The 21,934-nt window shown below is 57.0% G+C and carries 25 protein-coding genes; 11 read left to right on the top strand and 14 right to left on the bottom strand.

Features of this window, described 5'->3' with window-relative positions; genetic code table 11:
• Window positions 1-157: 157 nt before the first annotated feature.
• The 5 genes from ADIMK_RS10765 to ADIMK_RS10745 all read left to right on the top strand — a co-directional run bounded on the left by ADIMK_RS10765 (window position 158) and on the right by ADIMK_RS10745 (window position 4,288).
• The gene (locus ADIMK_RS10765; RefSeq protein WP_051692862.1) at window positions 158-916 is read left to right on the top strand and encodes a TOBE domain-containing protein; all 759 of its coding nucleotides are present in this window, start codon (window positions 158-160) and stop codon (window positions 914-916) included.
• Between the two features lie 39 nt (window positions 917-955).
• Window positions 956-1,708, top strand: coding sequence for a molybdate ABC transporter substrate-binding protein (gene modA / locus ADIMK_RS10760; protein WP_036187641.1), 753 nt, complete (start codon window positions 956-958; stop codon window positions 1,706-1,708).
• A 5-nt stretch (window positions 1,709-1,713) separates the two neighbouring features.
• Complete coding sequence (gene modB, locus ADIMK_RS10755) at window positions 1,714-2,379, top strand: molybdate ABC transporter permease subunit (protein ID WP_036187639.1); 666 nt, start codon at window positions 1,714-1,716, stop codon at window positions 2,377-2,379.
• Entirely contained in the window at window positions 2,376-3,518 is a 1,143-nt protein-coding gene (gene modC / locus ADIMK_RS10750; RefSeq protein WP_051692861.1) for a molybdenum ABC transporter ATP-binding protein, read from the top strand. The genes modB and modC overlap by 4 nt, the downstream gene beginning before the upstream one ends.
• A 224-nt stretch (window positions 3,519-3,742) precedes the next feature.
• Window positions 3,743-4,288, top strand: coding sequence for a flavodoxin (locus ADIMK_RS10745; protein WP_036187638.1), 546 nt, complete (start codon window positions 3,743-3,745; stop codon window positions 4,286-4,288).
• Between the two features lie 73 nt (window positions 4,289-4,361).
• Here the strand turns inward: ADIMK_RS10745 and ADIMK_RS10740 are convergent, their stop codons facing one another.
• Complete coding sequence (locus ADIMK_RS10740; RefSeq protein ID WP_036187636.1) at window positions 4,362-5,891, bottom strand: AAA family ATPase; 1,530 nt, start codon at window positions 5,889-5,891, stop codon at window positions 4,362-4,364.
• A 199-nt stretch (window positions 5,892-6,090) separates the two neighbouring features.
• Here ADIMK_RS10740 and ADIMK_RS10735 point away from each other — a divergent pair, with 199 nt between their 5' ends.
• Window positions 6,091-7,032 carry a LysR substrate-binding domain-containing protein gene (locus ADIMK_RS10735; protein WP_051692860.1) on the top strand — a complete coding sequence of 314 codons (942 nt, stop codon included), beginning with the start codon at window positions 6,091-6,093 and terminating at the stop codon, window positions 7,030-7,032.
• Here ADIMK_RS10735 and ADIMK_RS10730 read toward each other — a convergent pair.
• From ADIMK_RS10730 to hexR, 11 genes are all read right to left on the bottom strand, one after another.
• On the bottom strand, window positions 7,026-7,526 hold the full coding sequence (locus ADIMK_RS10730) for a DUF6653 family protein (protein ID WP_036187633.1): 501 nt from the start codon (window positions 7,524-7,526) through the stop codon (window positions 7,026-7,028). The genes ADIMK_RS10735 and ADIMK_RS10730 overlap by 7 nt on opposite strands.
• A 170-nt stretch (window positions 7,527-7,696) precedes the next feature.
• On the bottom strand, window positions 7,697-8,995 hold the full coding sequence (clpX, locus tag ADIMK_RS10725; protein WP_036187631.1) for an ATP-dependent Clp protease ATP-binding subunit ClpX: 1,299 nt from the start codon (window positions 8,993-8,995) through the stop codon (window positions 7,697-7,699).
• Window positions 8,992-9,870, bottom strand: a complete 879-nt coding sequence (gene nifM / locus ADIMK_RS10720) for a nitrogen fixation protein NifM (RefSeq protein WP_051692859.1) — start codon at window positions 9,868-9,870, stop codon at window positions 8,992-8,994. The genes clpX and nifM overlap by 4 nt, the downstream gene beginning before the upstream one ends.
• Window positions 9,854-10,324: a nitrogen fixation protein NifZ gene (locus ADIMK_RS10715; protein WP_036187628.1), complete on the bottom strand. Its 471-nt coding sequence runs from the start codon at window positions 10,322-10,324 to the stop codon at window positions 9,854-9,856. The genes nifM and ADIMK_RS10715 overlap by 17 nt, the downstream gene beginning before the upstream one ends.
• Before the next feature lie 4 nt (window positions 10,325-10,328).
• On the bottom strand, window positions 10,329-10,661 hold the full coding sequence (gene nifW / locus ADIMK_RS10710; protein ID WP_036187625.1) for a nitrogenase-stabilizing/protective protein NifW: 333 nt from the start codon (window positions 10,659-10,661) through the stop codon (window positions 10,329-10,331).
• Window positions 10,662-10,672: 11 nt separating this feature from the next.
• Complete coding sequence (locus ADIMK_RS10705; protein WP_036187623.1) at window positions 10,673-11,197, bottom strand: hypothetical protein; 525 nt, start codon at window positions 11,195-11,197, stop codon at window positions 10,673-10,675.
• Window positions 11,198-11,201: 4 nt separating this feature from the next.
• On the bottom strand, window positions 11,202-11,990 hold the full coding sequence (gene cysE, locus ADIMK_RS10700) for a serine O-acetyltransferase (protein ID WP_051692858.1): 789 nt from the start codon (window positions 11,988-11,990) through the stop codon (window positions 11,202-11,204).
• A 23-nt stretch (window positions 11,991-12,013) separates the two neighbouring features.
• Window positions 12,014-12,169 carry a hypothetical protein gene (locus ADIMK_RS21970; protein ID WP_156042887.1) on the bottom strand — a complete coding sequence of 52 codons (156 nt, stop codon included), beginning with the start codon at window positions 12,167-12,169 and terminating at the stop codon, window positions 12,014-12,016.
• A complete protein-coding gene (gene nifV, locus ADIMK_RS10695) occupies window positions 12,153-13,316 on the bottom strand; it encodes a homocitrate synthase (protein ID WP_036187621.1) in 1,164 nt (387 codons plus the stop codon). Before nifV ends, ADIMK_RS21970 begins: the two co-directional genes overlap by 17 nt.
• Before the next feature lie 248 nt (window positions 13,317-13,564).
• Window positions 13,565-13,819, bottom strand: coding sequence for a hypothetical protein (locus tag ADIMK_RS10690; RefSeq protein ID WP_036187618.1), 255 nt, complete (start codon window positions 13,817-13,819; stop codon window positions 13,565-13,567).
• Window positions 13,820-14,042: 223 nt separating this feature from the next.
• Window positions 14,043-14,906, bottom strand: a complete 864-nt coding sequence (gene hexR / locus ADIMK_RS10685; protein WP_036187616.1) for a transcriptional regulator HexR — start codon at window positions 14,904-14,906, stop codon at window positions 14,043-14,045.
• 350 nt (window positions 14,907-15,256) lie between these two features.
• On the opposite strand from hexR, the gene ADIMK_RS10680 reads away from it, so the two are divergent.
• The 4 genes from ADIMK_RS10680 (at window position 15,257) to ADIMK_RS10665 (ending at window position 19,853) form a co-directional block, all read left to right on the top strand.
• On the top strand, window positions 15,257-16,084 hold the full coding sequence (locus ADIMK_RS10680) for an HAD-IIB family hydrolase (protein ID WP_036187614.1): 828 nt from the start codon (window positions 15,257-15,259) through the stop codon (window positions 16,082-16,084).
• A gap of 86 nt (window positions 16,085-16,170) precedes the next feature.
• Complete coding sequence (locus ADIMK_RS10675) at window positions 16,171-17,394, top strand: glycosyltransferase family protein (RefSeq protein WP_036187612.1); 1,224 nt, start codon at window positions 16,171-16,173, stop codon at window positions 17,392-17,394.
• Window positions 17,391-19,133 (top strand): sugar phosphorylase, encoded by a 1,743-nt coding sequence (locus tag ADIMK_RS10670; protein WP_036187610.1) that lies wholly within the window; start codon window positions 17,391-17,393, stop codon window positions 19,131-19,133. The genes ADIMK_RS10675 and ADIMK_RS10670 overlap by 4 nt, the downstream gene beginning before the upstream one ends.
• A 33-nt stretch (window positions 19,134-19,166) precedes the next feature.
• Window positions 19,167-19,853, top strand: a complete 687-nt coding sequence (locus ADIMK_RS10665) for an SRPBCC family protein (protein ID WP_156042884.1) — start codon at window positions 19,167-19,169, stop codon at window positions 19,851-19,853.
• Window positions 19,854-19,860: 7 nt separating this feature from the next.
• On the opposite strand, the gene ADIMK_RS10660 is transcribed toward ADIMK_RS10665, so the two are convergent.
• The gene (locus ADIMK_RS10660) at window positions 19,861-20,283 is read right to left on the bottom strand and encodes a GFA family protein (protein WP_036187608.1); all 423 of its coding nucleotides are present in this window, start codon (window positions 20,281-20,283) and stop codon (window positions 19,861-19,863) included.
• Between the two features lie 34 nt (window positions 20,284-20,317).
• Window positions 20,318-20,725, bottom strand: coding sequence for a GFA family protein (locus tag ADIMK_RS10655; RefSeq protein ID WP_036187606.1), 408 nt, complete (start codon window positions 20,723-20,725; stop codon window positions 20,318-20,320).
• Between the two features lie 167 nt (window positions 20,726-20,892).
• Between ADIMK_RS10655 and ADIMK_RS10650 the strand changes: the two genes are divergently transcribed.
• Window positions 20,893-21,786 carry a D-hexose-6-phosphate mutarotase gene (locus tag ADIMK_RS10650; RefSeq protein ID WP_051692856.1) on the top strand — a complete coding sequence of 298 codons (894 nt, stop codon included), beginning with the start codon at window positions 20,893-20,895 and terminating at the stop codon, window positions 21,784-21,786.
• The last annotated feature ends 148 nt before the right edge of the window (window positions 21,787-21,934 follow it).

The raw sequence follows: 21,934 nt of genomic DNA, 5'->3' as shown, positions 1-21,934 counted from the left end.
CGCAAAGCCAACACTTGTTTCGATCGCAACATTTTTTACATAACGACACGACACCTTCAATTGAGGCATCATTACCTATAATTCAGGGAGTTAAGAATCTGGCACAGATTAAGCTTCAACACAGCAACAGCACTTTTTTACATAACGGTACAGGCACGTGGCATCACAGAACCCGATACTCGAAAATCTGGCAGCCGAACTCGACAAACGCCGACGCCTTGAAAAAAGGCTCAGACTGCTTGATGCCATTGCCAATACAGCATCGCTAGCCGCTGCCGCAAGGCTGACCGGCGTGAGCTACAAAACGGCCTGGAACCATATACGCGAACTCAGCGCGCGAAGTGGAGAAGCGCTGGTCGACACCACAATCGGCGGTGCCAAGGGGGGCGGGTCACGGCTCACCCCGGCAGGAGAAGCACTGCTCAAGCTGCTGCGCATACAGCGTAACGGCAGCCAACAGCAGTTGGCTCAGTCTCTACCGGCACTGAGATTCAGTGCCCGCAACCAGATTCCGGCCAGAATAAGCGCTATTGATGCCCAGGGCGTTATCGCCCGCATCGTACTCAGAATCGGCGATATAGAACTCAACAGCCATATTACCCGTAGCAGTATTGCCCGCCTTGAGCTCACCCCCGGCGGGGACGTATTCGCCATTATCAAGGCCAGTGCGATTGATCTTGTGCCACCACACCACCGGATTCCCGAAGGCGATATCAACTGCCTCCCGGCGCGGATAACCAGTTGCGAGAGCAGCCCGCAGGGTCGCGAGATCGAGTTGCACCTCAAGGGCGGCTTCAACATTACGTTGGCCCGCACCTATGACCCATCGGAAGAGACATGGATACAACAGGGTGCTGAGGTCAGGGTACTGATTCAGCCCGAAGAGATCATGCTGGCAACGACGGCCGGGGCTTGAGCCTCGTCCTAACCAAAACAGACACAAAAGGATCACCCGATGAAAAAGTATATGCACTGGATTGCAACAGCTGCCCTGAGCCTCTCACTCTTGAGCCCCCAAAGCATGGCAGGAGAGGTGAACGCAGCGGTCGCGGCCAATTTCACGGCGGCGGCAAAGGAGATTGCCAGGGAATTTGAAAAGCAGACCGGGCATCAGGTCAAACTCAGCTTTGCTTCAACCGGAAAGCTCTATGCCCAGATTACCCACGAAGCGCCCTTCGACCTGTTTCTGGCCGCTGATGCTGCGCGCCCGACGAAACTGGTCGAGTCGGGGCAGGCCGTAGCATCATCCCTGTTTACCTATGCTGTGGGTCAACTCGTGTTGTGGAGCGCGGACGAGACACTGATCGACGCCGAAGGCTTCATCCTGAAAGAGCAACAACTGGAACGTCTGGCCATCGCCAACCCCAAAACCGCACCCTACGGCGCCGCCGCAGTGGAGGCACTGACGAACCTGGGCGTCTGGCACCACTATCAGGACTCTACCGTCCGGGGCGATAGCATCGCCCAAACCTATCAGATGGCCTACACCGGCGCAGTCCCTGCCGCACTCGTCGCCCGCGCGCAGGTTGCACTGGACAGCCGCGGCTCAAGCTGGCTGCTCCCTACCAGTCTCTACAGTCCAATTCGCCAACAGGCGGTGCTACTGAATCACGGGGCTGACAACCAAGCCGCACAGGCGTTGATCGACTTTCTTCACAGCGGCACCGCTCGGGCCATTATCGAGCGATACGGCTACGGACTGGAGTAGACGCAATGACCGAGGCGATTCTGCTGACGCTGAAACTGGCCACGCTGACAACCCTGATACTGCTGCTAATTGGCACGCCGCTGGCCTGGTGGCTTGCACGCAACCGGAGCTGGTGGAAAGAGATCATCAACGCCCTGGTCGCATTGCCGCTGGTCCTGCCGCCGACAGTGTTGGGTTTCTACCTGCTGCTGGTCATGTCGCCTCAGAGCACCTTTGGCGTTTTTCTCAAACAGACATTCGGCGTCACCCTGCCCTTCACGTTCGAAGGGCTGGTGGTGGGGTCGGTCATCTACTCCCTGCCCTTCGTCGTGCAGCCAATTCGTAACGCCTTCGAAGCGCTGGGCAGCGCACCCATGGAGGTTGCAGCCACTCTGCGCGCATCGCCTCTGGACCGTTTTCTCAGCGTGGCATTACCGCTGGCGCGCCCCGGATTTCTAAGTGGTGCCGTACTCGGTTTTGCCCACACGGTTGGCGAGTTCGGTGTGGTACTGATGATAGGCGGCAATCTGCCAGGGGAAACCAAGGTGTTATCCATCGCAATATACGATCACGTAGAGTCCCTGGAATGGACACAGGCACACATCCTCTCCGGCGGGATGCTCGCCGGTTCCTTCCTGTTGATACTGGCGATGATGTTGATTGAGAAGCGCTGGGGGAGATTAAACGGATGAGCACTCTGGCCGCATGCTTCAAAGGACAGGTCGGCGATTTCAGGCTTGATATCGAGTTTTCCATTCCGGCTCAGGGTGTCACGGCGCTGTTTGGCCCCTCCGGCTGCGGTAAAACCACCCTGCTGCGCTGTATCGCGGGCCTCACCCGTCTCCCCGACGGCTCGCTCTCGCTCAACGGCGACATCTGGCAGCACGGGCGCACCTTCGTACCGACACACAAGCGCCCGATCGGATATGTGTTTCAGGAGCCGGGACTTTTTGCCCACCTGAATGTGATAAACAATCTTACCTACGGCATGCGCCGTGCCGGAATCGCCGGGCGCGACACACAGGACCTTGAGGAGCTGACCCGCCTCATGGGCATCAACCACCTGTTAGAGCGTCGTGTACAGGCGCTTTCCGGGGGCGAAAAGCAGCGTGTGGCGATCGCCCGCGCGCTGTTGATGAAACCCAGAATTCTACTGATGGATGAGCCGCTCTCGGCACTGGATCAGGACAACAAAAACGAGATCATGCCCTATCTCGAACAACTCCATGCCCAGCTTGAGATTCCCGTACTCTATGTCACCCATGACCGACGCGAGGTGGAGCGTCTGGCCGATCGGATACTGCTACTGCGAAATGGAGCGTTGCTGGCACAGGGGGAGATCGGCGAGATCATGACCCGCCCCGACCTCCCGTTCGCGAGCGCTCAGGATGCGGTCACGGTGCTCGATGGCAAGGTCCTCCATTTTGATGCCCGCTACGGGCTAAGTACCCTTCAGATCGACGGCGGCAGCCTTGAAGTACCGGATACATTAGGGCCAACCGGTGTCTACAAGCGATTGCGAATTGCCGCCACAGACGTGAGCCTGGCGCTGAATCTGGACCACAGCAGCAGTATTCTCAACCGCCTGCCGGCGGTCATCTGGAAAATATTGCCCACCGGAGGCCCAAGCCTCAATGTACTGCTTCGCGTTGGAAACATGGGCGAAGGCAATGCACTGCTGGCCAGTGTCACCCGCAAGTCAGTGGAAACGATGGATCTGAGGACAGGACAGCAGGTGTACGCACAGATCAAGGGCGCATCATTACTGGGCTCACAAACCACCTCGAAGCCGCGCACCCAACACATGACGCCTACAACCGGTCATGGCTAAAGCGCCCCCACATTGTCGCAAAGCGCACAGAAGGGTCTGAATAGTCGCTGTGCGATTTGCGACAGACCCACACGGCACGCTCGCTATCGGCCGGCCCAATACCTTTTAATTCAATCAGTTGGAAACAGCCCCCTTCACTGGTATGCAATTCGCAGCAGCTAAGGCACACACCCGCCCGCCGGGATTGCAAACCTGCTGCAGCTGATGACCTGAAGGAGAACATCATGGCACGTATCGGTCTTTTCTTTGGTACCGACACCGGTAAAACCCGCAAGGTTGCCAAAATGATCGGCAAGAAGTTCGATGAAGCGACGATGGCCAAGCCGCTCAACATCAACCGAGCCGATCCGGATGAATTCGCCAGTTACGAATTTCTGATCCTCGCCACCCCGACACTTGGCGAAGGACTACTGCCGGGCCTGTCGGCCGATCTCGAAGATGAAAGCTGGGAGGAGTTCCTGCCCAAGATCGAAGACAAGGATTTCAGCGGCAAAACCATCGCACTGATAGGTCTTGGCGATCAGGTTGGCTACCCCGATGAGTTCGTCGACGCCCTGGGTGAACTGCATGAGTTTTTCACCGAGCGCGGCGCCAACATTGTCGGCTCCTGGCCCACCGAGGGCTACGAGTTCAACCACTCCGAGGCTGTTGGCGAGGATGGCAAGTTTGTCGGACTCGCGCTGGATTTGGACAACCAGTCCAACCTGACCGAAGAGCGCCTGAACGCCTGGCTGTCACAGATTGCAGAACCGTTCGACCTCAATCTCTAAGGTCTGTCGCGTACATCTCTCATCACGTTCCCTATTGTCAGGCGCGCTCTTCGGGTGCGCCTTTTTTTTTCGCTTACCCTACGCTCACAGTGCGTCCCGCCGCCCAGGCTCTCAATGCCGCGATGGACTCGGCACGCACCACTGACAATGGCTGGGTGTTTTCAAGCTCTCTGAGGATATGCCCAGTCGCCAGCGCCTCCTTTTGCGAGTGCGCCCAATATCCGGCCGAGACAATCGCCTGCTCGATCTCGGCACCGGCAAACCCTTCCGAGCGCTCTGCCAACTGGTCGAGATCGAATAGTTGCGGATCTTTCTCCCGCTTGGCTAGATGCACCGAGAAGATCGCACGGCGTGCGCTCAGATCCGGCAGATCCACAAAATAGATCTCGTCCAAACGCCCCTTGCGCAGCAATTCGGGCGGTAGCTGCTCGATGTTGTTCGCCGTCGCAACAATGAAAGTACGACTGCTGTTCTCGGCCATCCAGGTCAGCAACGTGCCCAAGACACGACCGGCCGTGCCCGAGTCATCCCCGAAACCGGAACTGATCCCCTTTTCGATCTCATCGATCCACAACACACACGGGGCCAGCATCTCGGCCGCCCGTAGTGCCTCACGCAGATTTTTCTCCGTCTCGCCGATGTACTTGTTGAACAGCGCGCCGAAATCCAGCTTGAGCAAGGGTACGCCCCAGCTGCCGGCTATAGACTTTGCCGCGAGGCTCTTGCCGCAGCCCTGAACACCGATCAGCATCAGCCCCTTTGGAATATCCATCGCAGCGCCTTCGACCTCGCCGAGGAAAAACGGCTTGCGCACCTCCAGCCAGGATTTGAGCCGACCAAAACCGCCGATCTCCGAAAAATCCGCCAGATCAAAGCTATAGGTGATCGCCCCGCCCTTGGAGAGCATGCGGTACTTGGCATCCATCACCGCTTTAATATCACTGTGGGTAATCGCCCCGTCGTCGTATATGGCACTGCGAATGAATCGACGCGCATCGGCCTCGGTCAGTCCGACCAGATGCCGGATCAGCAGGTCCATCGCGCGGCTATCGCCCTTAAGCTTCTCATTGGTTTTTAACGCCCAGATACGCGCCTCTTTCTTGACCAGCTCGGTAATCTGTTCGGTTGAGGGCATGGAGATCTCGAGGTGAATGCACATGCGCTCGATCTCGGCGGGTACATCAAACGCGTGACTGACAAACACCAGCATGGTGTTGTTGACGTAATACTGCTGGGCTATCTCTTTAACGAGGCGCAGCACCACGGGATCCTGCAGATATGTGTGAAAGTCAGGCAATAACAGGATGCTGTCCTTTACCAGCTCCTTGACCGCCTTGAGCATCGATTGAGGGTCGGTCATGTCGGCGCTGCCGGCACCACTGCGCGCGGCACTCTCAAGCCCCTCCACCTGCCACTTTGAAACATCCGGCTTGCGATAGAGATCCACCCCCTCGCTGGCACTCCATATTCGCAGCGTACCGAGTTTTGCATCTTCAGCGGTGGCCGTTCTAAGCAGATCGACCACCCGCTGCTCGTCATGGGTCTCAATAACGATGATGGGAAAATGGTCGTTAAGCTTCAGTTTCAGATTGTGCAGATCCATAGCGCCGGGTCACTTGTTCCAAACGGTTAATCAGTCGACATTAATACCTCAAAGTGTCATGCCATCACAGCCCCCGCTGTCCTGCCGCTACGCTCATGACACAGCTCGCACATACATGACGTATTTGCTTTTAGGGGCACTGGCCCTATGGCCGCGGGGTGGTAATATGCTGAGCCTGATCCATAGGAATTCGGTCACCATGAAACAACCACGGGACAAGTTGCAAAAGGTCACGCTGCGGCAGCTCCAGATATTTCTGGTCGCTGCCGAAACCCTTAGTTTCCAGCGCGCTGCCGAGTCTTTGGGGCTTACGCCGCCGGCGGTTTCCATGCAGATGGGAAGCCTCGGCGAGGAGCTCGGTTCACCGCTTTTTGAAAAGAAGGGACGCAGCATCGAGCTGACACCAGCAGGCGAAAAGTTGGTGCCCTACGCACGGCGCATCACCCAGACCCTCAGGGAGGCCAACAACGCCATACAGGAGATGCTCGGCAGAGAGCGCCGCACGGTGAAAGTGGCGATGGTCAGTACCTCACGTAACTTCGGACCGCATCTCGTGGCTCAATTTCAAGCCCGTCACCCGGAAGCAAAACTCGACATCCAGATCGCCAACCGCAGCGACGTGATTGACCTGCTGGAAAGCGAAGCGGTGGATCTGGCGCTTATGGGACGCACACCAAGACGCATTGAAGTGGAGGCGACCTCGTTTGCCAAACACCCCTATGTCATCATCGCCAGCCCCAAGCACCCACTGGCCGAGGCGGAGAATATCGACCCCAAGCAGCTGCTAAGCGAGACGTTTTTGGCGCGCGAGTCGGGATCGGGCACTCGCATGGTATTGGAGCACTTTTTCGAAGATAGAGGGCTGGACCTGCCCCCTATTCAGGAGATGAGCGGCAACGAAAATATCAAGCAGGCCGTGATGGCGAACATGGGGCTCGCGGTGATCTCCCAACACACCCTTCAGCTGGAACTGATGACCGGGCGTCTGAAAGAGCTGAAAGTCCAGGGCATGCCTGATATTCGCCAATGGTTCGTGGTCAGGATGATAGGGAAAGAACTCAGTTCAGCGGCAACGCAATTCCAGGAGTTCGTCACGACCGAAGGCCCCTCTTTCATGGCCGATTTCTTCAGCCTTCACTGAGCTTCAGGCTCTGGCCGGGCCTCTTTCATATCCATATAGAGCCACACCATACGATCAACAAACCAGGCCTTGAACGCCATCACCCAAAGATTCCCCAACAGAAGCGTGGCCAGATCCAGTGTATAGAGCCCGTAGATAAACACCGGCACACCGGCCAAGGACAACGCTTGTAACACACGGCAAGCGCGCAGGTGATGAGCAGGTATAGATTCAGTATGCCGGTTCAGATAGATACGCTCGCCGAACGTGCCCCTGGATGCCCAGTTGTCGGTACGCTCAGGCACACCGAACACGCGGGGATTGATCCATACCCAAAGCAGAGATAACAGAATCGGCACCAACGCGTAGGCCCCCAACCACTCACGCGACCAAAATGCCAGTGAGATCAGCGGCAATGCAGAAAAACGGGAATAGACACTCCATGGATTCGCATGCCGTTGCCAGCTCTTGTCATCCATGGACATGAGCTTTTCCGACCACTTGATAATATCCATAACAGTGCCTCACTCCTGCATCGTGCGCTTGCGGTTTCGACGCATCACCCAGCTTCTTTGAACGCTACTCCCTGAACCGATGATCACCCGGTCGGCATCCCAGTTATACCGCAAAAAGGTGATTTGGTTCCGCACGCTTTAGCCAAAGGCCAGACACTAGAGCCCAGGACTTATTGGGCACACTCGGCGCTATTGAGCACCGCCTCATCCCCGGTTTCCCCATCGCCGAGGACCTCCCGGACGATCAACTCGCTGGCATCATCGACCTGTTCACGATCGACTACGGCCTTCTTGAGCTTTGGATTGGAGGGCATTTCATACATAGTACGGCGCAATACTGACTCCATGATCGAGCGCAAGCCACGTGCTCCGGTACCGCGATCGCAGGCCAACTCGGCGATGCGGTTCAAGGCTTCGTCGGTGAAGCTCAGTTCAACCCCCTGATAAGCAAAGAGTTGGGTATACTGCTTCACTAGCGAATTTTTGGGCTCCTTGAGCACCTGCACCAATGCGTGAGCGTCCAGCTCGTGCAGGAAGGTGATAACCGGAAAGCGTCCGATAAACTCAGGGATAAGGCCAAAGCCCTGCAGATCATCCGGCTGTAGCGCCGCAAGCAGCTGGTCGTGGGTATGCTGAGGGTCCTCCACAAAGGCGGCCTGAAACCCGATCCCCCCCTTTTCCGGCTTCAGCCGCTTTCGCACCAGTTCTTCAAGACCGGGGAAGGCGCCGCCGACGATAAACAGAATATTGGTGGTGTCGATCACATCGTCACCGCCTTCATGCCGCCTTCCGCCCTTGGGCAGTTTCACCTCGTTACCTTCAACCATCTTCAGCAACGCCTGCTGAACCCCCTCGCCGGACACATCACGAGTGGCAGTCGCCCCCATGCCTTTGCTGGCAAGCTTGTCGACTTCATCGATGTAGACGATGCCCCACTGGGCGCGCTGAATGTCACCCTCGGCGGCATCAACCAGACGACGCAGGATAGTATCCACATCATCGCCGACATACCCGGCCTGGGTCAGGGTTGTGGCGTCGGCGACTACGAACGGCACACCGATCACCCGCGCCAGGCTCTTGACCAGCAGTGTTTTACCGGTACCAGAGGGCCCTGCCATCAGCACATTCGACTTTTCCAGTTCCACCGCCTGATCCGCTTCAAGCAGACTGCCGTTTTGCCCCAGATTGATAAGCCGTTGATAGTGGTTATACACGGCAACGGCGAGAATCTCCTTGGCACCGTCCTGCCCGATCACATACTGATCGAGATGCGCCTTGATCTCTTTGGGTACCCGCAGTGTCTCTGCCAACTCAGCACGTTTGGCACTCTGCCCCCAACTGTTGACCACCTGATGCGCCAGCTCCACACAGGCCGAACAGATGTAGCCATCATTCCCCGAAATCAGCGGTGTTTCCGGTGACTGTTCGACACCGCAGAATGAGCAGTTAAGCTTGGATTTGTCGGTCATGCGTTCACCACTTGGGCTGGTGTATTCAGACGGTTGAGCTGTTCCGCGATCCATTGACGTTGGAACTGAGCGCGTTGCCGCTCTTCAAGGCTCTGCCGCAGCTTGGGAAGGATTTCAACAAGGGGGACCTGCCGGGGTGGCTCGATCTCACCGCACTGGAGCAGATGAAAGCCCAGCTCTGAGCGCACCGGAGCACTGATCTCGCCCGGCTTCATGTCGAACAACACGGCGTCAAGTTCGGCAAACAGCTTGCCGCGCTCAACCCGACCAACAAGACCACCATGCATGGCTGTGGGGCATTCGGAATGTTTCTGGGCCTGCTCCTCGAAACGCTCGGGCTTTTTCTCCAGACGGGCCTGTATCGCTTCGATGCGCGCCAATGCCCGCACCTCGGTGTTCTCGTCGTACTGCTCATTAACGGTAATGAGGATATGCCGCACTTCTCGCTTCTCCGCTACCGCAAAGCGCTCGGGATGCAGGTAATAAAACAGTTCTGCATCTTCAACGCTGACGGCGACCTTGCCGGCACACGCGCGATCGAGCACGGCTTCCACCTGCAACTCTCGCTTCAAACCATCCCTGAGCAGATCCAGATTCAGGTCGGCCTGCTCCAGTGCCTGCAGAAACTCGGCCTCGTTGGCAAAACGTCCCTTGATCTCGATAATCGCTGCATTGACCTGCCCTGACGGCACCACAATGCCGCTGTTTTCATCGGAGTAGAGAATCGCACTTTCGATGCTCAACTGGTGCGCAACTCTGGCCGCGGCCTCTTTACCGCGCTCCCCGGTCAGCTCCGAAGGCGCACAGCCATAGTGACTCCAGGCCAACTTGAACAGCGCATAAACCGCATATGGATTATCAGTGTCGGGTTTCATCTTTCACCTCCTGCGCCGGCGCCGCATCCAGAGCCCGCTCGGGGATCATGATGTTGCAGCTGTTGATGTAGAGGTTGTAGAAGATCTCGTCTTCATCCTCCTCACGCAGCACATTCTCGATTTCACCGACATCGCCCCTGCGCGCGATCACTTCTCCATCAAGCTTCAGGGCACAGAGCACCTGCACCTTGTCGCGAAACTCGAAGCGGTTCTGAATCCACTTCTGTGCAATCGGGATCAGCTCCTCTTCACGGCACCCGACCGTTTTGCCGGCTTCGATAAAATGGACACGGTAGATCAGCTGGTCCTGCAGATAGGTGCCCACGTCATATACCACCCCAGTAGCGCCCCGCTGCATCAGTAGCTCACCGACATCCTTGCCCGGGTAGGTACCATCGTTGCGCACATTACGGGTCAGGCGTACTTCGTCGCCATACTCATACCTGGGTCGCATAGGGCTATAACTCCAGCAGTTGATCGAGAGGTACGAAGGTGGTTTGCGGCTCATGCATGCGGAACACCTTGAACACCTTCTCCGTCAGCGCGTCGGATTCGACAAAATCGCGATAGGCCTGCTCAAGCATCTGGCAATAGGCGGCCTTAAGCGCGCTCTCGTCCTGCGGCAGGCTACCCGCCCCGTCTGCACTTTGCAGATAATCATGGTAGCGCTGCATGATGTGCAGACGGTTGACCATCACCACCTTGGGATCGAACTCGATGTCGAAATATTCGAGAAACTCCTCTGCTGAACTCAGCTCTTCCAGGTCGTCAAGAAAGTCGATGTCGCTCATAGCCCTTCCCCTTACGCAGTCATGCGCTGTTTCAGTGTGTAGATACCCAGGTGGTTGTAGGCGACCTCAAGCAGCATCGCGACATTGAGACGGTCCGCCGTATCCAGCTCCCTCACCTTTTCAAGGCGCTCGATACCGTTTTCAATCTCGCCCATGCGCAGCAGCAGGTAACCCGCCCCCTTGAGCGCCAGCAGATAGAAACGCACCATGCTGAACGACTGCACCATGCCGTGGGCCAGGATCTCCAGCGTCATCTGGCGCCAGCTGCCACGGTAGCCAAACAGGCGGCCCGAGAGGGCAATGGCACATTCGGCCACACTGAGTGCATCAGCGTAACGGTGCTGGTAGTAGTAGAAGCGGTATAACGCCACGTGCACCATCAGGTTGTCGGGAGCCAAAGCATGCGCCTGCTGGAGATAGGGCTCGGCGTCGCCTTCGCCATACGCTTCACTCGCGCGCTCGAGCAGTTCAATCACCCCAGCATCTGGCGGTGACTCGAAGTAGAGGTCGTTTACATCGAATTCGTGCAGGTCCATCGCGCTACCCTCGGGAAAAATGCTGTTTGCCGCCGGCGCACTCGTTTTCACAGATCTCGCTGGACGGTGTGCAACTTGTGTAAAAGTTGGCCTGATAGCGCGGCTCCAGATGGCCCAGCCCCTCCAGTCTGGATTCGAGCGTGTCGATCCGTTCCAACAGGCAGCTGATGGCGCGCCCGACCGGGTCAGGGATCAGATGGTGGTTCAGATTGATTCCGTATTCACCACTGGAGACCGGCTGGTCCGACACGATCCGCCCGGGAATACCCACAACCGTGCCGCCTGCCGGGACATCCTGTACAACCACAGAATTGGCACCGACCCGCGCATCATTCGCGATGGTGATCGGACCCAGAATCTTGGCACCGGCGCCCACCAGCACCCGATCACCCAATGTGGGGTGGCGTTTGCCCTTATTCCAACTGGTACCACCCAAGGTCACCCCGTGATACAGGGTGACATCATCGCCAATCACCGCAGTTTCACCGATCACCACCCCTGCGCCATGATCGATGAACAGCCGCGCACCGACAGTCGCGCCCGGATGTATATCGACGTTGGTCAGCAAGCGCACCAGATAGGCGATCAGGCGCGCACTGTAGCGCCAGTTTGCTCGCCAAAGCTTGTGTGCCAGTCGATGCATCAAGACCGCATGCACACCGGGATAGGTGGTCAGTACCTCGACCCAGTTGCGTGCAGCGGGATCCCGTTTGAAGACGCAGCACACATCCTCCTTCCAGGCTGCCATCAACCCGGGTTTCCCGGGCGTGTGACGGGTGATACCTGCATTCATGGCAAGGCTCCTCGGTTGAACGCTCACTTGCCGGTACAGCGTGTCACCGGTCGGGCCACCGGCACGCCGCGCCCCATCACGAACCCGCTTAAGACCAGGTGCCTTTTCATCGCCGCCGCGTGCTGATCCTCGGCTTGCAGACGTTTGTTCTCTTCTGTGCGTTCAGTTTCCGGCTTCATAGTGAAGATCTCCTTCAGCATTGAGGATATCGAGGTGGAACTTCTGCAGCTCCAGTGTGGTAGGCGTCCGTTTGTGGCGGGTCGCGAATTCACGTATTTCGTTCAGCAGGCGGGAAGCTTCGTCTCGATTCAGCTCAATCCCGATACGCGCGAAAGCGTGTATCACCCCCTGCGTACCCGAGTGCTTACCCAGCACCATCTCGTGGTTACGTCCCAGCAGCAGCGGGTCCAGCCCCTGGTAATTGCGAAAATCCTTGAGTAGGCCATCGGTATGAATACCGGCCTCATGAGTAAAAACGTGGCTTCCAACCACGCTTTTCTGGCAATGCACAGCACGCCCCGAGGCGGCTTCAACCAGCGTGGAGAGCAGTGGCAACTGGGCGATATCGACGCCGGTAGCAATGCCATAGAGCTGCTGCAGCCCGACTACCGCCTCCTCAAGCGCGGCGTTACCGGCGCGCTCACCCAAACCGTTGACTGTGGTATTGATATGCGTCGCCCCACCCATCACTGCTGCCAGTGTATTGGCGGTAGCAAGGCCAAGGTCGTCATGGGCATGCATCTCGATTTCAATATCGCTGCCACTGCGCAGTTGCTGTATATGCGCGAGCACGGAGAAGGGTTCCAGAATGCCAAGCGTATCGGCATAGCGAATGCGCCGGGCACCTGCACGCTCGGCGGTTTCAAGTATCTGGCGCAAAAAGTCGAGATCGGCGCGGGACGCATCCTCACAACCGACACAGACCTCAAAGCCAAGATCTGTCGCTTTACGCACCTGCCGGTCGATCTGCTGGAGCACCCAGTGCCGGTCGCGTCGCAGCTTATGTGCAATCTGCTGATCTGATGCCGCGATTGACAGATCCACCAAATCAACTCCAGTGCCCACAGCCGAGAGCAGGTCGTTGTCGCACATGCGACACCAGGCCATCAACGGCACTCCCAGGTTCTGGGCAGCGATCATCCGCATCACCTCGCGCTCCGACTCGCCCATGGCAGGGATACCGATCTCAAGCTCGGCAACACCGGCTGTAGCCAGCGCCGTTGCAATCAACACCTTTTCCCCGGCATTGAACGCCACGCCCGCGGTCTGCTCACCGTCACGCAGTGTTGTGTCGTTGATCGCGATCTTGCGCTGTGTCGCTAGCATCCTGTTACCCCCGCAACCCTTCAGGATCGACGCTGGAATCTATAGTCAGGATGACAGCTGCAAACTGCGTTCCACGAATAAAACCATTTACTTTCAGACATTTAAGAAATAAGGCTTTGGATCGCAGCCCACACAAAGACACAATTCACGAAGAATTGTCGTAAAGCAGACAGTGAGGACGTGGTATAAAAAAACCGGCGCAATGGCCGGTTTTCTCTTCAAGACGTAGGATTTTATTGAATAGTGAATCAGCGCTTTCGCCGATCGATATCGCGCATGAGGCCACTTATATCAAGATCGGCAGCTTCAGCAAGTGCGGCTATATCCTTGGGTGGACTAGGTGGCATGCCACCGGTCCTACGCATCGGTTGTTGCTGCTTGCGAAGTTTCTCTTCTAGCTGACGTTTTTTCTCATCGGCCTTTTTATCGACCAACTGACGGATTTCATCCAGCTGCTCAAGCGAAAACTGCTGTAGATAGGCGGTAATATCGTCGTCTTTCATATCGGAGTGCTGAAAAGTAGCGAATGGGCGTGGAGAATGCCGCCCGAAACATGTTAATGACTAGTGTATCCGCTAACTGGTTAACACTGAAGCGTTTATTACTGCAACACTGGACTGTCATACACAACGTCAGGCTTCTATTTCTCCGACTCCCAGGAGTGACCACTAATCCCTTGCCAGGTTCCTCATTGATTGGGCTGAGGAGATCCGTCGTACACGCACATTACTCTTCGGGTTTGGCCGGGTATCGCGTTCCTCGCAAACTCTCCTTGATCCGACGCAGATGAGGCAGGAAATGCGGACCACGCCGTAAAGTCACCCCAGTCGCCAGAATATCAACGACCACCAAATGCACAATGCGCGACACCATCGGCATGTACACATCGGTGTCTTCCGGCTCTTGAATGCCCAGTACCGAGGTACAGTATTGTGTCAGGGGTGAGCCGGGATTGGTGATACCCACCACTGTTGCGCCGCTGTTTCGGGCGATCTCTGCCACCTCCACCAGCTCCCGGGTACGCCCGGTATTGGAAAAGATGACAATCACATCGCCGGTACCCGACGCAGCAGCCGCCATGCGCATCATCAATACATCGTCATATGCCACTGCCGGAATGTTGAAACGAAAAAACTTGTGCTGCGCATCCTGCGCAACCGACCCACAGGCTCCCAATCCGAAAAACAGGATCTGCTTGGCCTGAATCAGCTGATCGACGGTCAGGTCGACCTCAGCGATACTGAGTCGCTCCTTGGCCATCGTGAGACTGGCCATGGTGGCCTCGAAAATTTTCGGCGTATAGCGCTCTGCCGTATCGTCAGGTTCAACATTGCGCGTCACATACGGCACGCCACTGGCAAGAGACTGGGCCAGATGAAGTTTGAAGTCAGGAAAACCGGCCGTATTAAAACGTTTGCAAAAACGGTTGACCGTCGGCTCGCTGACCTTGGCCAGCTGGGCAAGCGCGGCAATGGAAGCACGCGTCGCGGCTTGAGGGTCGGACAGTATCACATCTGCGACTTTACGCTCCGAGCGATTCAGACTCTCTAGAGCACTGCTGATTTCCTGAACGAGGTTGAACGTTGTCATGTGGTTCCTTGCGGCCAAGAGACAAACACTGAATGTTTTTTTAAACAAGCGCCTAACTATAACAACTCTGCAACCGAAAGACTCCAAACCCGAACATTCCGATTAAATGCACCAATCCGGACCACAGGCCAGACACCGACAGACAACCGCACCAAAATAGAGCACTCAACAACCAGATAAATGATTAACGCGGCCCCGAACAGGGTTACGGCGCTGCAATCTGACCAATCTGGCACAAAGATCGCTAATAACCTGATAAACGTGTCAGGAGATCTGATCGACCTGCGACCCTCAAGTATGGAATGCGGTCGGCAACAGCGATGACGTATAAAACAACACAAGATCGAGAGATGCCTGCACTTCTGATCGTGACGGATCTGGACGGCACACTGCTCGATCACGACAGCTACAGCTTCGACGCAGCCCTGCCAGCGCTGAAGCGCGCTGCAGCCGCCTCGATACCGGTCATACCCAATACCAGCAAGACCCGTGCTGAACTGCTCGGTCTGCGCGAAAGACTCGGCAACGCCGACCCATTCGTGATCGAAAACGGCTCGGCGATCTGTATTCCCGAGCAACACCTGCACCTGTATCCGGAGCACGATGAAACAGAAGAGGGTTTTATCGAGCTCCCGCTTGGCACCCCAATCACCGAGATTCGAGCGGTATTGGATCCGCTGCACGCCCAATTCCGGTTCGAGACATTCGCCCAGTGGAGCATTGATCAGGTCATATCCCACACGGGTCTCTCTCCCGGGGACGCCGCCGACGCCCTTGAACGACGCTACAGCGAAGCACTGCTCTGGCACGACAGTGAAGCAGCCAGACGGGCGTTCGTCGACATACTCTCCAGCCACCACTTGCATGCCCTGCAGGGCGGACGCTTTCTGAGCGTTCTGGGCAAGGGTGCGGACAAAGGCCGCGCGCTGGAGCGCCTGAGACAGCTTTACCGCTCGGTCCTGGGCGAGACACCTCTTGTTATCGCGCTGGGCGATAGCGACAACGATATCGCCATGCTGGAGACGGCGGATGTGGCTGTCGTCATCGCCAACGCGCACCGCCGCGCCCCCCAAGTCAACGCACCCGAGGTGATATACAGCAGGGCCACTGGGCCCGAAGGATGGAATGAAGTGATCCAGCAGCTGCTGGATCGATTTCAGGCCGATGAAAAGCGTTAAGCAACGGATTAATGTTTTTCAGCCGCCTGACCAGGAGCTCACAGAGCTTTAAAGCGCCGCTGCGCACTGCCTGACAGGAGAAAGTAATGGGCGACTTTTATCAGAATGGTGTCATTACGACCCTGCATAACCTGTGTGACCGTCCTCTTGATGAGCTCGAACAGGAGCTGACCCACTATGGCCGCCGACGCCCCATGTCGCTGGTGCTGCCTTCGCTCTACTCCGAACTTGAAGGCCCGGCACTCTCGCCCATCATCGATCAGCTGGCGCAGGTTCCCTACCTGAGCGAGATCGTGATCGGTCTCGACCGCGCCGATGAACAGCAATACCGTAACGCCTTGGCGTTTTTCGACCGCCTGCCCCAGCACCACCGCGTACTCTGGAACGACGGCCCCCGCCTTAGGGAGATCGACAAGCTGCTGAGCGATCTGGATCTCGCCCCGCGCGAACCGGGCAAGGGTCGTAATGTTTGGTACTGTCTGGGTTATGTGCTCGCCACCGGACGCGCCGAGTCGGTCGCCCTGCACGACTGCGATATTCTGACCTACGATCGCAGCCTGCTTGCCCGCCTGATCTATCCGGTCGCCAACCCCAACTTCAACTACGAATTCTGCAAAGGCTACTATGCACGCGTAGCCAGCGGGCGCATCAACGGTCGCGTCAGCCGCCTGCTCGTCACCCCGTTGATTCGAGCGCTGAAAAAGGTGCTGGGGCCGATGGAGTATCTGGACTTCATGGACTCCTTTCGATACCCACTGGCCGGGGAGTTTTCATTCCGTCGCGACGTTATCAACGATATCCGTATCCCCAGCGATTGGGGGCTTGAGGTGGGGATGCTCTCGGAGATGAACCGCAACTACTCTCACAACCGAATCTGCCAGGTGGATATTGCCCAAACATACGATCACAAACACCAGCCGATGTCGGCCGAGAATGCCGAAGCGGGACTCTCCAAGATGTCGATCGACATCAGCAAATCGATGTTCCGTAAACTGGCAACTCAAGGCGTGGTCTTTAATACCGAAACCTTCCGCACCATCAAGGCCACCTACTTCCGTATCGCACTGGACTTTGTCGAGACCTATCGCAACGACGCGCTGATCAACGGACTGGAGTTCGATATCCACAGTGAAGAGCTCGCGGTTGAGATGTTCTCGCGCAACGTGATGCGCGCTGGCGAGGATTTCCTCAGCAAGCCGATGGAAACCCCCTTTATACCCAGCTGGAACCGTGTCATCAGCGCAGTACCGGATGTTTTCGATCGTCTTGTGGAAGCAGTCGAGGCCGACACCGCGGAGTTCTCATCATGAGTCAGGCCGATCTGGAGCTGCTGCGCCAGAGGGTGACCGCCCATCTGGACAGAATTTACGGCGGCAACGACAACAGCTCGCTAGCTGAGCAACTGATCGAGAAGATGGCGTTAAGCGCCGACTGCTCTATGCCCGAGCCCCATAGCAACCTTTGGGATCAGGAAGACATTCTTCTGATCACCTACGGCGATAGCCTGCTGTGCCCCAATGAGAAGCCGTTAAGGACATTGCGCCGGTTTCTGCACGAGCACCTTCACGGCTGCGTGAGTGCTGTGCACATTCTGCCCTTCTTTCCGTGGAGCTCCGACGACGGCTTCTCGGTGATCAACTACGTTGAGGTTAATGACGCGCTGGGCGACTGGAAAGATGTGGAGGCGATCGCCTCCGAATTCGACCTGATGTCAGACCTTGTGATCAACCACTGCTCGAGCCGCAGCCTCTGGTTCGAAAACTTCAAAGCCGGGCGCGACCCGGGGCAGAACTACTTTCGCCTTGCATCGCCCGACGACGATCTCAGCATGGTGGTGAGACCGCGCACCTCCCCTCTGCTGAAAGAGGTGGAAACACTCAACGGCACCCGCTATGTCTGGTGCACCTTCAGCCACGACCAGATCGATCTGGACTTCTCAAACCCCACGGTTTTACTGGAGTTCGCGGGCATAGTGCGCCAATACCTGGATCATGGGGTGCGCATCTTCCGCCTGGATGCCGTCGCGTTCTTGTGGAAAGAGCTGGGAACTACCTGCATCAACCTGCCCCAGACGCACGAGATCATCCGTTTGCTCCGGCTGCTGGTCGAGCACGCCTCGCCCGGCACCATCATCATTACCGAAACCAACATCCCGAAACAGGAGAACCTCTCCTACTTCGGTAACGCCAACGAAGCGCATACTGTTTACAACTTCCCGCTGCCGCCGCTTCTGGTCAATACACTGATCACGGGCGATTGCCGCGCGTTGCGCGACTGGCTGATGAGTATGCCCCCCACTCAGCAGGGCACCTGCTACCTGAACTTCATCGCCTCCCACGACGGTATCGGTCTACGCCCTGCCGAGGGGCTGCTCAGCGAGCATGAACTCAACCAGCTGGTGCGCACGCTGGAAGGGTTCGGCGCCCGAGTGTCATGGCGAACCCTCGCAACGGGTCAGGCGCGCCCCTACGAGATCAACATCGCGCTGTTCGAGGCGATGCGCGGCACACAAAGCGGGGCGGACGACTGGCAGATCGAGCGCTTCATCTGCGCCCATACCGTCATGCTGGCAATGGAGGGAATCCCGGCGTTCTATATCCACAGTTTCCTTGCGACCCCCAATGACGAGCGTCGCGTGGAGCTTTCGCAACACAATCGCGCCATCAACCGCCATCAGTGGGATCGCCAGATATTGGAAGATAAGCTGAATGACCCGGAAACCGCACAGGCCCGGGTACTCGGCCGGCTGAAAAAGCTGATCGATCTGCGTATCAAGCAGAAGGCGTTCCATCCCAATGCGGTGCAGTACACACTGCAACTGGGCGATCACATACTGGCGCTCTGGCGCCAGAGTCTGGACCGTCAACAGCACATCTTTGCAATCACCAACGTCACCAACTGCCCACGGCAGGTATCGCTTGGCGAGGTAAATCTTCCCATCGCAGACAAATGGACCGACCTTATCAGCGGCATGGAGTTTACCGACCGTTTCGCCACGCTCACGCTACAGCCCTACCAAAGCATGTGGCTGTGCAATACTCAGGGTTAGGGCAAGCTCTTTATCAACGAGGAGGGGACGCCCATGTCTGCTGCCCCGTCCAGATCCCTGTGCAAATGCTACAGCCCATGGTGGGTTGGCGTGCTGCTCATCGTTCTGCTGATGAGCGCCCGCTACGGCTACGCCCAGCCGTGGCAGCACTGGAAAACCCAGCAGCAGATCAGCGTAGACTACCGCACGCTGGAGCCCTCGGGGCTGACCGAAATCCGCGCCGACACCACGCTCACCACGACCCTATCTGCGTTTATTAACCTGCTACGGGATACCGAAAAGGCCGATACCTGGATCGACCGCGTCAAATCGGTGGATGAAGTGATTCGCTATTCCGAAACCGACAGCCTGGTCGAAACGCACATCAAGGGTTTCTTTATGGTTCAGGAGCGCTGGGTATTGACCCGCTCGACCATCTCTCAGGATGCACAGCAGCGACTGACCCTTGAAGTCGCAAACGACTACCGCCCTTCACTTCGCAAACCCGGCATTCAGGTTAAGTACCTGAAAGCAACATGGACCCTAACCCCATTAACGGATGGTCGCGTTCACATTCGTTATCAGGGTGTCATCGACCCGGCAGGCAAGATTCCCCGCTGGATCGTTCGCGATCAGAGCCTGCAATCGACCTTGAACACGTTCGTCGGGCTTAGGAGCAGGCTACAGCGCCCCGAGTACCAGCGCCGTACCCTGCCGTTTATTGTCGAGCCGGAAAAGTGATCGACCGCTACTCTTGCGAGAACTGCGCGAACACCTCAGCACCGGTCATAGTTTTGGTCTGATTGGCGAAGTCATAGTAGGCGGGCTTTTCGTCGATGAAGATCTGGTGATCAAATACCGGAGCCTCTGGGAACTCCATCAGGCCCGCGGGCACAATATACTGGCCGCTCTCCTTGAGCCGGTAAAACAGGTGGGTTCCGCAGTGCGAGCAGAACCCGCGCTCGGCCCAGTCGGACGACGAAAATCGCGCGACATGCTCTGCGCCTGAAAAGCTCACATCCGTGCCACAATCCACAGCGAACATCGGCCCACCACCCCATTTACGGCAGATACTGCAGTGGCAGGTCCCCAGATGCAGGGACATCGATTTAGCCTCAAGGGTAACGGCCCCACACAGGCACGGGCCCCGGGCTTCAACGGTCTTACTCATCATGCTCTCCTTGAATGATCGGTAACGGTTGGTCTTAAACGGGCGCACCATCGATACGGGGCACACGCTCCAATTGCTCATCCCAATTGGCTTTATCGGCAACGAATATATGTGCATTGGGCGTTATGGAAACGGGCGTATCGAGGGATCCAGCCGGAACCACAAGCATAGCCCCCTCCTCCTGAATAGTGGGCAGCGCAGAACCGCAGTGCGAACAAAAGCTCTTTACGTGCCGGGTATCAGGCACCTGATAGCACTGCACATTCTGTTCGCCCTTAAGCCAGCGTAGCTGTGCGCTGGAGGAGAACAGATTCGACGCATGGGCCGATCCCGTATCCTTGCGACAATGCCCGCAATGGCACAGGAAAAATGCATCGAACCCACCTTTGATCTCAAATGCCACCTGATTGCACAGACAGCCTCCCCGATATACAGCATCCATATTTTTGCCTTCCTTTCTGTTGTGTGCAGTCTTTGCACAGAACACACGTCTGTGAGCCGGTTCCAACAGGCAATCTGAGGATCAACAGCCTATCCTGAACCTGCAGCAACACCTGCACTACTGTAGTATGGCCGTTCCTGAATATGTACCCGTATCGAGAGGTTGGAATGTTCGAATCCTTCACCCTGCCGGAGCGCGTTTGTTTCCACCCAGGCCCCGGTCAACTACCGCTGTGTGAGTTGTCATCTCCAGCCGGGCGCGCCGTTATCTCGCTACAGGGTGCACAGGTGCTGAGCTACACACCCACCGGGCAGCCCGATCTTCTGTGGGTAAGCCCCTTGTCCCTGTATCAGCAGGGCAAATCGATTCGCGGCGGTATCCCCGTATGCTGGCCCTGGTTTGGCGATCATGCCGAAGATGCCGACAAGCCTGCGCACGGTTTTGCCCGCAACGCACTCTGGCAGGTTCGCTCCAGCTTCGCCGACGATGAAAAAACCCATATCCAGCTTGGGCTTACCGAATCGGCTACCACCGAAGGGCTCTGGCCAACTCCCTTTGATCTCACTCTGGATATCGAACTCGGCACGACGCTGAAACTGACGCTGACCACCCGTAATACAGGCCCCCATAGTGTTGTGATTACGGAAGCGTTGCATACCTATTTTTCTGTGAGCGGCACCGACAAGATTCAGATCGAGGGCTTAAAGGACTGCCGATACCGCGACAAGCTGGAAGGGTTTGCGGTTAAACCTCAACAGGAGGAACTGACCCCGACGCCGCCGCTGGATCGGGTCTATGACCATGCAGAATCCAACCTCAGGCTGATCGATAACGGATTGGGGCGTGTCATTACAATCGACAAGCGCAGCAGCGAATCCACCATTGTCTGGAACCCGGGTCAGGCGGTGGCCGCTACCATCGAGGATATAGGAGCCGAGGCCTCAACCCGCTATATCTGTATCGAATCGGGCAACGCGCTGCAGAACGCCGTATCGATCCCGCCTGATACCTGCCACGCTCTGGTAATGGAGCTGACATCCACACCGCTGTCGGTCGATTGAGGCCCCGTTTTGACTCTTCGTGGCTCATGCTGGAGAATACAGCGCGAGTCATGAGGAGTTGTTGCGCTTCATGATGACGGCCACACGGGAGATGCCGGTTCACTGACGGCAGCGCCCTTTCCAACAGGTGCTATACCCGCTCTAACGA

The sequence above is a fragment of the Marinobacterium lacunae genome, from assembly GCF_000705555.1.
GTDB lineage: Bacteria > Pseudomonadota > Gammaproteobacteria > Pseudomonadales > Balneatricaceae > Marinobacterium_D > Marinobacterium_D lacunae.
The sequence above is the reverse complement of the archived record's forward strand: the minus strand, read 5'-3'. Positions and strand labels throughout refer to the sequence as shown.

What these genes read in the sequence shown, in the direction of transcription:
- modA (WP_036187641.1), top strand. Translation starts at nt 956, where the DNA reads ATGAAAAAGTATATGCACTGGATTGCAACAGCTGCCCTGAGCCTCTCA.
- ADIMK_RS10680 (WP_036187614.1), top strand. Translation starts at nt 15,257, where the DNA reads ATGCCTGCACTTCTGATCGTGACGGATCTGGACGGCACACTGCTCGAT.
- nifM (WP_051692859.1), bottom strand. Translation starts at nt 9,870, where the DNA reads ATGAAACCCGACACTGATAATCCATATGCGGTTTATGCGCTGTTCAAG.
- ADIMK_RS10690 (WP_036187618.1), bottom strand. Translation starts at nt 13,819, where the DNA reads ATGAAAGACGACGATATTACCGCCTATCTACAGCAGTTTTCGCTTGAG.
- ADIMK_RS10675 (WP_036187612.1), top strand. Translation starts at nt 16,171, where the DNA reads ATGGGCGACTTTTATCAGAATGGTGTCATTACGACCCTGCATAACCTG.
- ADIMK_RS10730 (WP_036187633.1), bottom strand. Translation starts at nt 7,526, where the DNA reads ATGGATATTATCAAGTGGTCGGAAAAGCTCATGTCCATGGATGACAAG.
- clpX (WP_036187631.1), bottom strand. Translation starts at nt 8,995, where the DNA reads ATGACCGACAAATCCAAGCTTAACTGCTCATTCTGCGGTGTCGAACAG.
- ADIMK_RS10745 (WP_036187638.1), top strand. Translation starts at nt 3,743, where the DNA reads ATGGCACGTATCGGTCTTTTCTTTGGTACCGACACCGGTAAAACCCGC.
- ADIMK_RS10670 (WP_036187610.1), top strand. Translation starts at nt 17,391, where the DNA reads ATGAGTCAGGCCGATCTGGAGCTGCTGCGCCAGAGGGTGACCGCCCAT.
- cysE (WP_051692858.1), bottom strand. Translation starts at nt 11,990, where the DNA reads ATGAATGCAGGTATCACCCGTCACACGCCCGGGAAACCCGGGTTGATG.
- ADIMK_RS10655 (WP_036187606.1), bottom strand. Translation starts at nt 20,725, where the DNA reads ATGGATGCTGTATATCGGGGAGGCTGTCTGTGCAATCAGGTGGCATTT.
- modC (WP_051692861.1), top strand. Translation starts at nt 2,376, where the DNA reads ATGAGCACTCTGGCCGCATGCTTCAAAGGACAGGTCGGCGATTTCAGG.
- nifV (WP_036187621.1), bottom strand. Translation starts at nt 13,316, where the DNA reads ATGCTAGCGACACAGCGCAAGATCGCGATCAACGACACAACACTGCGT.
- ADIMK_RS10660 (WP_036187608.1), bottom strand. Translation starts at nt 20,283, where the DNA reads ATGAGTAAGACCGTTGAAGCCCGGGGCCCGTGCCTGTGTGGGGCCGTT.
- ADIMK_RS10715 (WP_036187628.1), bottom strand. Translation starts at nt 10,324, where the DNA reads ATGCGACCCAGGTATGAGTATGGCGACGAAGTACGCCTGACCCGTAAT.
- hexR (WP_036187616.1), bottom strand. Translation starts at nt 14,906, where the DNA reads ATGACAACGTTCAACCTCGTTCAGGAAATCAGCAGTGCTCTAGAGAGT.
- ADIMK_RS10665 (WP_156042884.1), top strand. Translation starts at nt 19,167, where the DNA reads ATGTCTGCTGCCCCGTCCAGATCCCTGTGCAAATGCTACAGCCCATGG.
- ADIMK_RS10705 (WP_036187623.1), bottom strand. Translation starts at nt 11,197, where the DNA reads ATGGACCTGCACGAATTCGATGTAAACGACCTCTACTTCGAGTCACCG.
- ADIMK_RS10735 (WP_051692860.1), top strand. Translation starts at nt 6,091, where the DNA reads ATGAAACAACCACGGGACAAGTTGCAAAAGGTCACGCTGCGGCAGCTC.
- ADIMK_RS10650 (WP_051692856.1), top strand. Translation starts at nt 20,893, where the DNA reads ATGTTCGAATCCTTCACCCTGCCGGAGCGCGTTTGTTTCCACCCAGGC.
- nifW (WP_036187625.1), bottom strand. Translation starts at nt 10,661, where the DNA reads ATGAGCGACATCGACTTTCTTGACGACCTGGAAGAGCTGAGTTCAGCA.
- ADIMK_RS21970 (WP_156042887.1), bottom strand. Translation starts at nt 12,169, where the DNA reads ATGAAGCCGGAAACTGAACGCACAGAAGAGAACAAACGTCTGCAAGCC.
- ADIMK_RS10740 (WP_036187636.1), bottom strand. Translation starts at nt 5,891, where the DNA reads ATGGATCTGCACAATCTGAAACTGAAGCTTAACGACCATTTTCCCATC.
- modB (WP_036187639.1), top strand. Translation starts at nt 1,714, where the DNA reads ATGACCGAGGCGATTCTGCTGACGCTGAAACTGGCCACGCTGACAACC.